Genomic DNA, 11,885 nt, shown 5'->3' on the forward strand with positions numbered 1-11,885 from the left:
TTTTCATTGTGGTGAATAAAATTTATACTTAATCTACCAAGCAAGCGCTTGGTTTGTAAAGTGCAAAATGCTATGCTGAATTGGCAAATCTGTTAAATTTCATGTCAATAATTTTAAAGCTCAAGGATGAAAGCATTGTTATGATTGCAAGGTCTATCACAGAAATTGAACCTATTGCTTGTTTTGATGACAGCCCGCGTGGTCGTTTGTTATTAGGTGCTGCGTATTTATTTCATAAACAAGGCTATGCTAAAACCACCGTCAGAGAACTGGCAAACTTTATTGGAATTCAATCGGGCAGTTTATTTCATCATTTTAAAAGTAAAGATGACATCCTTGCCAACGTCATGCACCAAACTATTGTGTATAACCACGCACGTTTGGAACAGGCGGTTGCCAAATCAGAAAACTTAGAACAGCAGTTGAAAAATTTAATTCATGCTGAACTGACTTCGATCACAGGTGATACAGGTTCTGCGATGGCAGTTTTGGTTTATGAATGGTTTGCGCTATCTAAACAGCGCCAAGACGAACTGTTAAAACTGCGCAATGATTATGAAAATATTTGGCTAAATGTCATTCAACAATTAAAAGATCAAGGCAAAATTCAGCAAGATGCGTTTATTTGGCGTCGTTTATTGGGTGGAGCAATTGCGTGGACAGTGACTTGGTATAATCCCAAAGGCAAAATTTCTTTGGATGAGTTGACGGAAATGGTGTGGGAAATGGTGATGCGGTAATTCGATTCAAAGAATGACAACATAGAATAAAATATAAGAGATTTTAAATGAATTATAAAACACCTCAAAAGCAATCTGAATAAAAACTAAACGTCATAACTTAACGCACGCTATCAAAAAATGATTTTTATTGTGATAATATTTTGCTAATCTACTGACTTTAAAACAATAAAATTACAACAATGAATCCAGTCCAACATGCTCAAATTTCACAAAAGCGTCGTGGTGGTGAACTTGAAGACTACATCGACATTCATGCTTTGATCGACAGTACAAAAATGCTCTGTACCGACAATCGTCATCGGATTTTGCATACTTTTTGGGGTGTGCAGGAAGTCATTATTCCGATCTTTGGACATCATTTTCAGAACAATGCAGGTGCAAGTATCGAAGTTAAAGACCTGTGTGAGAAAGATCATTTATTGGTGGATTTTCATCATCGTTTTATTCCAACCTTGGGCGATTTTGTTGCAGCGATGCAAGATATCCCGACTGAAGGTTTAGCCAAGCGTTTAGAAAAATTCCATACAGATGTCATTGATGACCCAAAACTATCTGCGACTTTGCTTTCACCTTTATCCGTGACAGGACAACTGAAATCCTTACTGATCACGCATAACAGTTGGTTTATTAATACTATTTTACCGATGATGGGTAAAAGTGAAGCGAAGTTTATCGAATTTGATATTACACCAGCGATGTTTTTTAATCCCATGCGTTTTGAACTGTGGATGGACAATGGCACAGTTGTTCCACCTAGTGCCATGAAATTACAAGATTTAAAAGCAAAAATTGCTTAATTCCACCTTTATAAAAAGGAAGTAAATACAATGACAATAAAATATGTCATTCGCCAAAATGACTTTGCCTATAATGATGAATGGTATCAAACCCATCAAGCTGTCGCAGGCAGTATTCAAGCCATTTATATTGATCAGGCTGAAGCCATTCAGACATATAAACAACTTGTTGTGGATGCTTTATATGAAGATGGTGAATTGTGTAACTATGATATTGGTAATGGTTATGCAAGCGATGAAACCTATGAAAAATTAGAACAATTTGTGCTTGAAAAAACAGGAGAAGAATTTGAAATCGATGATGAAATTCCTGAAATGGAATTAGATGATGCATTTGAATTTGCACAAATTTCAGGTGTACTCCATTATCAACTGATTGAAATTGATCAACAAAAACCTATTTATATTTTATGGTCAAATGAAGAACAAAGCTATTTAACAAATTATGATTTTAATACAGTTTTTGACAGCCAAAATGAAAATTTTGATGATCTAAATTTTGATCAACTTTATCCTGTCATTGAAGAACATTTTGAAGAACAAATTTTTAATAAAAATTTAAATGACATTAGCGATAGCCCTGCTCTTTTTAAAAATCTGATCCAAAATATTACAGCAATTACCTATAGTACTAATGAAAATAGCATCACAGAAGCAGATTGGGATGAGCTTACTTTTATACAACTCAAATCCATGAATGCTTTACTTAAACAACCATTTTTTGAAATCCGACAAATCACTTTAGAACAACTCAATAAAATCACCAATGGAGAAGAAAATGAGTAATAATATCAAATATGTCATTCGAAAAAAAATATTTGAATATCAAGGCGATTACTACAGTTTAACTGATTATCAAATTGGTGAAATTGTCGGTGTCTACTCAAGTTTAATAGATGCACAACATGCATTTAAAAAGCTGAACATCGAGTATTTACAAGAAAATACTTTAAGCAATTACAATGTTTATGACATTTTCAATGAAACAGAATTACAAGCTATAAATCAAGTCATGATTCAACGTACAAACATAGGATTTTTAGATGAATCTAGTTATATGGTTGATGTGTTACCTGAAGAATTTAATGATGTAGATACATTTTTTTTCGCTGAACAACTTAAACTACTCGCTTATCAGCTTGAAGAATTTAATGATGAAAATTATGTCATTTGGAATATTGAAAAAGAACATTATCTTCGTCTTCCCGATCCTTATGGGAATCCCTTTGATCAAGATGATGATTTTTGCGGTGAACTGATTTTTGGAAAAACAGCGGACTTTTTAAAACATCATGCAGAAAAAAAACGGTTTTTAGAACAGTTTAATAATGAATTTAGACTTTATCAGTATGGAGAATTATCCGAACTCAGTGAACAACCCGAACAGCTTGAGCAAACACTACAAAAATATTCAGATACATGGAAATATGAAAATAGCAGACTAGAATTGCAACGTTATGTTCAACCTAATTTTGATACTTTCGAAGCTGTTCACAGCCTATTGAAAACACCTTTATATGAAATACGTAAAGTTGATTTTGCTACACTAAAAGATTTGATTGATTTAGAAGAAACACGTGAAGTTCGTTAATCTTAAATGAATAAAAAGCAGTAATTTATATAAATAAATTACTGCTTAAAATAATAACACTGTATAAAATCTAATACCCCAACTGACGACTCGCCAAATCTTTCATAATTTCCTCAGCACCACCACCAATCATATTCACTTTGACATCACGGTAAATACGCTCTGACTTTGTACCTCGCATAAAACCCATTCCACCAAGCGTTTGCACTGCGGCATCCGCACAAAACTGCATGGTTTGTGTTGCGACATTTTTAAGCATACAAATCTGTGCGATCAACTCATTGCCCTGTAACTCAGGTTGCCCCAAACGGTATGCAGTATCTTCAAGTAAAGCTCTAGTCGAAGTTAAACGAGTTGCCATCTCTACCAATTTATGACGTACTACTTGATGATCCACCAAGCGTTTACCAAAAGTTTTACGCTCTCTCGCCCATTCTAAAGCTTCTTCATAACATGTCAGTGCAAAACCATAACTACTTGCTGCAAGGAAAAAACGCTCCATATTGAAGTTATTCATAATCACAAGGAAGCCCATATTTTCAGCACCAAGCAAATTTTTTGCAGGGACACGCACATTATCAAAATGCAAATGTGCCGTGTCCGACGCCCACCACCCCATTTTATCTAGCTTAGATTTGCTAATGCCTTCACTATGTGCATCAACCAAAATCATGGAAATGCCATTTGGTCCTTTGGCTTCAGGGTCAGTGCGTACCGCAACAGTATAATAATCAGCACGTATTCCCGAGGTAATAAAAGTTTTTTCACCATTTAAAATATAATCATCCCCATCACGCACAGCTTTGGTTTTCAAAGCTGCAACATCTGATCCCCCTGTGGGTTCAGTAATTGCCAAAGCAGAAATTTTTTCACCTGCTAAAATCTGTGTGAGTACTTGTTCTTTAATCTCAGGTGATGCGAAATGATTAATGGGTGGTGCACCAATCGAGTGCGACAACAAAGATGCACACAAACCGCCTGAACCTGTTTTAGCGAGTTCTATAGAAGACAATAAAATATGAAATGCATCTGTCCCCGAAATACCGCCATAGTTTTCATCAAAACCCAAACCTAACAGTCCAATATCAGCAGCTTTTTTATAAAGCACTTTCGGAAATGTTTCTGATTCTTCCCATTCATTCACATAAGGCATTAACTCCTTTTGTACAAATTTACGCACACTATCAGCAAATTCAAAATGTTGCGGGCTGTAATAAATTGGATTTGGATTCATTTTTACATACATCCTTATTAATTTTAAAATCTATACTGACAGATTTTTGTACTTTTAAGTTTGCAAAAACCATCATTTAAACTTTAAAGTCATGATCTTTTCAGCCATCTGAGCTTTTTTATTCTGTGTAATTTTTATTTTTAGCCGTAGAAATAGATTACAATCTTGGGCTATTTGCATTTTTATATGACGCAATGATGACAACATTAACTCAATTTTTAACACATTTTAGCACTGCGACTATTCAAAGAAGTTTAAGCTACGTCAAAAAAATTGACTTACAGACCCTCGATGTACATCTCGAAAATAACCGACTGGATATAGAGGCACAAATTATCGGCAACGACTTGTACGAAACCTTTATTCGCATTGATCTTGTCAGAAATAAAATCATTGAGAATGAATGTAGTTGTCCCGTTGGCTTTAATTGTAAACATGCAGCTGCTTTGGCACGTTATTATTATGATCATCAACATGAACAGCCATTTAAAAAATTAAATGGACAATCTGTGAATACTTCTCAGCAATCACAGCAAAATCTATCATCTATAAAAAATACAAGACATCACGCTGCGAAAGCATGGCTTGATCAATTTCGTCAGCAATTGGCAGTAGAAAAATCTAAACAAGTAGCGTCACAACATCAACTTATTTATATTTTTCAACCAAAGAAAAATTCTAATAAATTACAACTCAGTGTACATAAAGTACGGCGTACTAAAGACGGCAATATCAGCAAAACTGAACACTATACCAGCTATGACAATGTACCCAATGGTCGCTTAAAAGTATCTAACGAAGACAAAAATATTTTTAATCATCTGTATTTTTTTGCCAAATTAAACTTCAATAATACAAGTATCTATAATTATCCTTCAATGTGGGATATTTCAGGTATTTATCAAGAACAATTAAAAATGGTGATTCAAAAGGGTGTTTGCTATAGTTTAAATACCTCAAATCCTGCACTAACATGGTCAGAACAATGTTATCAACTTGAGTTTGATTGGCATGCGCGTCCTGAACAACAAACTGAAAAACTGAAAGCAAATTTCTTAGATCCACAACAACAAAAAATCGATGCTGAACATGCGAAGCACATTTATATTATTTATTCACATCCACTGAGTTATTTAGACAGTTTGACCAATCAAGTTGGACGACTTGAATCTTCTTATTCTATTGAAATGTTAGATGAATTAATGAATATGCCACAAATGCCTGTTGAGCTTTTGGCAGAGTTTGAACAAGTCATCCAACCCTATTCAATTTTTGAAGCATTCCCACAAGCGCAATCGGCTCAAAATATTGACATCATCACAGGTCAGCCTAAGCCGATTTTACGTTTTGGTGTCTATCCACAATATGATCGCATTGCCTATATGCATCATTATGCAATGGCAGAGATCGAATTTGAATATCCAAGTGGACGAATCAAAGCTGGCAATCCTGATGAAAATGTGATCGTTTATCACAACGGAAAATCCGTCCGGCAACAACGTGATTTGAATAGTGAAAAACAATGGATTGAACAATTAAAACAAAACATTCCTACATTTCAAAACCTAAGCAAGTTCAGTAAAAATAAACGCCCTGCATTTGATCAAGTCACAGAAAATTCAATCTTTTGTGCAGAGCCTTCGCGTTGGATTGAACAACTGATTCCTGAAAATCAATTAGAACAAAAAGGTTGGCAGGTTGAGCATACACCTGACAGTTTATTTAATTTATTACCCACACAAAATCTACAACTGCATTTAGATGAATCAGAACACTCACAAGATTGGTTCGAAGTCGGTGCAACGATTCAGGATCAAAATGGCAACACCTATGATTTGATTAAATTATTATCACATCTTGTTGTTAAAATGCCGACCATTTTAGAGCCAGAATTTTTTGAAGAATTAGAAGAGGATGGTTATTTTATATTGAATTTGGGCAAGCAACAGCCGCAACTCACCTTAAAAGTGCAAGATATTAAGCCTATTCTGATTTATTTAAAAGAAATTTTGCAGTCACCTGAATCCGCAGGTTTTGACCGTTATGATGCAGCACAACTGATTGATTTAGGTCATACTTTAGGTATGCCGTGGCAAGGTACAGAGCGTTTATATCAATTTGCACACAAACTCAATCAAAGCTATCAACAGCAGATCGCAACACCTAAAGGCTTTAATGGAGAATTACGCCCCTATCAACAACAGGGTTTAGCATGGTTACAGTTTTTACGTGAAACCGAACATGGTGGGATACTCGCCGATGATATGGGGTTGGGTAAAACAGCACAAACTTTGGCACATATTCTCATGGAAAAACAAGCAGGACATTTAGAGAAACATCCTGCTTTGATTATCGCCCCGACGTCACTGATGCAAAACTGGCGCAAAGAAGCAGGAAAATTTACGCCTCAATTAAAAGTTTTGGTTTTACAAGGACAACAACGTACTGAGTATTTTCAAGATATTGAAAATTCAGATATTATTCTCAGCACTTACCCATTATTAAGCCGTGATGAAGAACAACTTTTAGTACATCAATATCATTTATTAATCTTGGATGAAGCACAAAATATTAAAAATCCTCGCGCTAAAGCTGCACAAATTGCTCGTCAAATTCAAGCCAAACACCGTTTATGCCTAACAGGTACACCGATGGAAAATCATCTTGGGGAATTATGGTCGCTGTTCCATTTTTTAATGCCAGGATTTTTATATAGTCAGGATGTGTTTAATAAAAAATATCGAAATCCAATCGAAAAAAATGCAGATATTCACATTAAAAGTAAATTAATTTCACGCATTAAGCCCTTCATGTTACGCCGTTTAAAAACAGAAGTTGCCAAAGAACTTCCTGAAAAAACCACGATTGAAATCAATATCGACATGAATCAGCAGCAATCTAAACTCTATGAAGCTGTTCGCGCCACCATGCAAAAAAATATTCGTGAAATTATCGCAGAAAAAGGATTTAATCGTAGTCAAATTCAAATCTTAGATGCTTTATTAAAATTACGTCAGGTTTGCTGTCACCCAAGTTTACTTAAATTAGAACATATTAAAAATGAAAATATTGCTTCTGCAAAACTTGAGCAATTACTTGAAATGGTCATGAATATGGTAGAAGAAGGTCGTAAAATTTTGATCTTCTCTCAATTCACCACTATGCTGCAAATCATTGAAAATGAACTCAATCAACTTAAAATTAAAAATGTAAAACTTACAGGGCAAACCCGAAAACGAGATGAGGTCATCACAGCTTTTCAAGCAGGAAATATTCCTGTTTTCTTAATTAGTTTAAAAGCTGGTGGTGTGGGATTAAACTTAACTGCTGCGGATACTGTGATTCATTATGATCCTTGGTGGAATCCTGCAGCTGAAGATCAAGCTTCAGATCGTGCTTGGCGAATTGGACAAGATAAGCCTGTATTTGTGTATAAGCTCATTACCAATCAAAGTATAGAAGAGAAAATTTTAGCTTTACAAAACAAAAAAGCAGATCTAGCAAAGTCTATTTTAAGTATAGATCATGAAAATGAAGTGAAATTAACAGAAGATGATGTGATGAGTTTGTTGGATTAATTTAAGAATCGATTGAATAGTGAGATCAGGAGGCAAAATTTCCATTGCAATACTTTCTTCACATGATTGTTGAGAAAATCTTTGTGAACTGTCTTTCTTTTTCTTTCTAGCATAAAAAATCCCCCTGCGCTATAAGCATCAGAGGGATTTGAATAATGAGCTGGCGATGACTTACTCTCACATGGGTAACCCCACACTACCATCAGCGCTAAGAGGTTTCACTTCTGAGTTCGGGAAGGGATCAGGTGGTTCACTCTTGCTATTGTCGCCAGCACAACTGTTTATGGATACTTGCTTAGTCTTACTTGTTTGCTAAGGTTTTTTCCAAAAGAGTTATTAACAGAATTTAATTTGAGCGAAATTGTATGTTCAAGCGTTATCTGAATCAAGTATTTTTAGATCATTTGATCTTTAATGAATCAATTAAGCTTTATACAACAACTGTTTGGGTGTTGTATAGTCAAGCCTCACGATCAATTAGTATTGGTCAGCTTCATACGTCGCCGTACTTCCACATCCAACCTATCAACGTCCTAGTCTTGAACGGATCTTTAGAGGACATAAAGTCCTAGGGAAATCTTATCTTGAGGTAGGCTTCCCGCTTAGATGCTTTCAGCGGTTATCCCTTCCGAACATAGCTACCCGGCGATGCGACTGGCGTCACAACCGGTACACCAGAGGTTCGTCCACTCTGGTCCTCTCGTACTAGGAGCAGATCCTCTCAAATTTCCAGCGCCCACGGTAGATAGGGACCGAACTGTCTCACGACGTTCTAAACCCAGCTCGCGTACCTCTTTAAATGGCGAACAGCCATACCCTTGGGACCTGCTTCAGCCCCAGGATGAGATGAGCCGACATCGAGGTGCCAAACACCGCCGTCGATATGAACTCTTGGGCGGTATCAGCCTGTTATCCCCAGAGTACCTTTTATCCGTTGAGCGATGGCCCTTCCATACAGAACCACCGGATCACTAAGACCTACTTTCGTACCTGCTCGACTTGTGGGTCTCGCAGTTAAGCGCGCTTTTGCCTTTATACTCTACGCGTGATTTCCGACCACGCTGAGCGCACCTTCGTACTCCTCCGTTACTCTTTAGGAGGAGACCGCCCCAGTCAAACTACCCACCAGACATGGTCCTCGCTCCAGATTATGGAGCAGAGTTAGAACCTCAATATTACCAGGGTGGTATTTCAAGATTGGCTCCACCGAAACTAGCGTCTCGGTTTCAAAGCCTCCCACCTATCCTACACAAGTAAGATCAAAGTTCAATGTCAAGCTGCAGTAAAGGTTCACGGGGTCTTTCCGTCTAGCCGCGGGTACACCGCATCTTCACGGCGATTTCGATTTCACTGAGCCTCTGCTGGAGACAGCGCCCCCATCATTATGCCATTCGTGCAGGTCGGAACTTACCCGACAAGGAATTTCGCTACCTTAGGACCGTTATAGTTACGGCCGCCGTTTACTGGGGCTTCGATCAAGAGCTTCGCTTACGCTAACCCCATCAATTAACCTTCCAGCACCGGGCAGGCATCACACCCTATACGTCCACTTTCGTGTTTGCAGAGTGCTATGTTTTTAATAAACAGTTGCAGGGGCCTAGTTTCTGTGGCTGCCAACAGCTCATCCCGCGAGGGGAATCACCACCGGCAGCGTACCTTCTCCCGAAGTTACGGTACCATTTTGCCTAGTTCCTTCAGCAGAGTTCTCTCAAGCGCTTTGGTCTACTCGACCTGACCACCTGTGTCGGTTTCGGGTACGATTCCTGTGTAACTGAAGCTTAGAGACTTTTCTTGGAAGTATGGTATCAGCCACTTTACTGTACAAGTACAGCTTGATATCAGTTCTCAGCATAGAGTACCCCGGATTTGCCTAAGATACATGCCTACAACCTTTCACCTGGACAACCAACGCCAGGCTGACTTAACCTTCTCCGTCCTCTCATCGCATTACACAGAAGTATTGGAATATTAACCAATTTCCCATCGACTACGCCTCTCGGCCTCGCCTTAGGGGTCGACTCACCCAGCCCCGATTAACGTTGGACTGGAACCCTTGGTCTTTCAGCGAACGGGTTTTTCACCCGTTTTGTCGTTACTCACGTCAGCATTCGCACTTCTGATACCTCCAGCAGACTTCTCAATCCACCTTCATCGGCTTACAGAACGCTCCCCTACCACGTATACATTGTATACATCCGCAGCTTCGGCATATAGTTTTAGCCCCGTTACATCTTCCGCGCAGGCCGACTCGACTAGTGAGCTATTACGCTTTCTTTAAAGGGTGGCTGCTTCTAAGCCAACCTCCTAGCTGTCTATGCCTTCCCACATCGTTTCCCACTTAACTATAATTTTGGGGCCTTAGCTGGCGGTCTGGATTGTTTTCCTCTTGACTACGGACGTTAGCACCCGCAGTCTGTCTCCCGGATAGTACTCATTGGTATTCGGAGTTTGCATCGGTTTGGTAAGTCGGGATGACCCCCTAGCCGAAACAGTGCTCTACCCCCAATGGTATTCGTCCGAGGCGCTACCTAAATAGCTTTCGGGGAGAACCAGCTATCACCGAGTTTGATTAGCCTTTCACCCCTATCCACAAGTCATCCCCTGGCTTTTCAACGACAGTGGGTTCGGTCCTCCAGTTAGTGTTACCCAACCTTCAACCTGCTCATGGATAGATCACCCGGTTTCGGGTCTATACCCAGCAACTATGCGCCCTATTAAGACTCGATTTCTCTACGGCTCCCCTATTCGGTTAACCTTGCTACTGAATATAAGTCGCTGACCCATTATACAAAAGGTACGCAGTCACCAAACAAGTTGGCTCCCACTGCTTGTATGCATGCGGTTTCAGGATCTATTTCACTCCCCTCACAGGGGTTCTTTTCGCCTTTCCCTCACGGTACTGGTTCACTATCGGTCAGTCAGGAGTATTTAGCCTTGGAGGATGGTCCCCCCATATTCAGACAAGGTTTCACGTGCCTCGCCCTACTCGTCATCATTATATGTGCCCTTTCGTGTACGGGACTATCACCCTCTACGGTCGCACTTCCCAGAGCATTCCGCTAAAACACATATAACTTAATGGGCTGATCCCCGTTCGCTCGCCGCTACTGAGGGAATCTCAATTGATTTCTTTTCCTAAGGGTACTGAGATGTTTCACTTCCCCTCGTTCGCCTCATATGACTATGTATTCATCATATGATACCTACCTTATGGTAAGTGGGTTTCCCCATTCAGAAATCTCCGGATCACAGGATATTTGCCGCCTCCCCGAAGCTTATCGCAGGCTATTACGTCTTTCATCGCCTCTGACTGCCAAGGCATCCACCACATGCACTTAATTACTTGACTATACAACCCCAAACAGTCGTTAACCCCTACAAGTAGGATTAAGACAATTAAGTAAATAATAAATTATTTATTTAATTTACAGTTCGAAGTACTGTGTATCTAAACACTGTACAGCTTCAATTAGATTCATATACCAAAACGCTTGATTCAGTTTTATCGCTAGTTACTCATTTCATTTAACTTTCACAATTGCTTGCTAAGTTAACTAAAACGAGTATGAACAATTTATTTCAACTCAAATATATTCTGTTAATGATTAACTACCGCCTCGTCAGCAAGTAGTAAACTGTGATAAATCACAGAAATTAATCAATTCAATTTTCATCAAATTCATTAATTTCTATAATCTATTATTTAGCCCGTACTCTTTAAAGTACATGGTGGAGACTAGGAGAGTCGAACTCCTGACCTCCTGCGTGCAAAGCAGGCGCTCTACCAACTAAGCTAAGTCCCCAGTTAAGATCTTAATGTATTCTGCTTTTCTGCACTCTTATCAGTAGTGGTGGGTCTGACAAGACTTGAACTTGTGACCCCACGCTTATCAAGCGTGTGCTCTAACCAACTGAGCTACAGACCCTCAGATACATCAATGA

Annotated in this window: 6 protein-coding genes, 2 tRNA genes and 2 rRNA genes; 5 read left to right on the forward strand and 5 right to left on the reverse strand. The window is 38.7% G+C overall.

Features of this window, described 5'->3' with window-relative positions:
- The first annotated feature begins 140 nt into the window (after positions 1-140).
- The 4 genes from HUS24_RS07465 (at position 141) to HUS24_RS07480 (ending at position 3,131) form a co-directional block, all read left to right on the forward strand.
- On the forward strand, positions 141-740 hold the full coding sequence (locus HUS24_RS07465; protein ID WP_173911482.1) for a TetR/AcrR family transcriptional regulator: 600 nt from the start codon (positions 141-143) through the stop codon (positions 738-740).
- A 182-nt stretch (positions 741-922) separates the two neighbouring features.
- Positions 923-1,540: a hypothetical protein gene (locus tag HUS24_RS07470; protein ID WP_173911483.1), complete on the forward strand. Its 618-nt coding sequence runs from the start codon at positions 923-925 to the stop codon at positions 1,538-1,540.
- A gap of 30 nt (positions 1,541-1,570) precedes the next feature.
- On the forward strand, positions 1,571-2,326 hold the full coding sequence (locus tag HUS24_RS07475; protein WP_173911484.1) for a hypothetical protein: 756 nt from the start codon (positions 1,571-1,573) through the stop codon (positions 2,324-2,326).
- On the forward strand, positions 2,319-3,131 hold the full coding sequence (locus HUS24_RS07480) for a hypothetical protein (RefSeq protein WP_173911485.1): 813 nt from the start codon (positions 2,319-2,321) through the stop codon (positions 3,129-3,131). The genes HUS24_RS07475 and HUS24_RS07480 overlap by 8 nt, the downstream gene beginning before the upstream one ends.
- 70 nt (positions 3,132-3,201) lie before the next feature.
- On the opposite strand, the gene HUS24_RS07485 is transcribed toward HUS24_RS07480, so the two are convergent.
- Positions 3,202-4,365 (reverse strand): acyl-CoA dehydrogenase family protein, encoded by a 1,164-nt coding sequence (locus HUS24_RS07485; protein WP_173911486.1) that lies wholly within the window; start codon positions 4,363-4,365, stop codon positions 3,202-3,204.
- A gap of 197 nt (positions 4,366-4,562) precedes the next feature.
- Here HUS24_RS07485 and HUS24_RS07490 point away from each other — a divergent pair, with 197 nt between their 5' ends.
- A complete protein-coding gene (locus HUS24_RS07490) occupies positions 4,563-7,943 on the forward strand; it encodes a DEAD/DEAH box helicase (RefSeq protein WP_173912510.1) in 3,381 nt (1,126 codons plus the stop codon).
- Positions 7,944-8,101: 158 nt separating this feature from the next.
- Here HUS24_RS07490 and rrf read toward each other — a convergent pair.
- The 4 genes from rrf to HUS24_RS07510 all read right to left on the reverse strand — a co-directional run bounded on the left by rrf (position 8,102) and on the right by HUS24_RS07510 (position 11,869).
- Positions 8,102-8,216: ribosomal RNA gene (rrf, locus tag HUS24_RS07495) — 5S ribosomal RNA — on the reverse strand.
- A gap of 183 nt (positions 8,217-8,399) precedes the next feature.
- Positions 8,400-11,292: ribosomal RNA gene (locus HUS24_RS07500) — 23S ribosomal RNA — on the reverse strand.
- 378 nt (positions 11,293-11,670) lie between these two features.
- Positions 11,671-11,746, reverse strand: a tRNA-Ala gene (locus HUS24_RS07505).
- 46 nt (positions 11,747-11,792) lie between these two features.
- A tRNA-Ile gene (locus HUS24_RS07510) sits at positions 11,793-11,869 on the reverse strand.
- Positions 11,870-11,885: the final 16 nt, after the last annotated feature.

The organism is Acinetobacter sp. Marseille-Q1618 (assembly GCF_902809855.1).
GTDB lineage: Bacteria > Pseudomonadota > Gammaproteobacteria > Pseudomonadales > Moraxellaceae > Acinetobacter.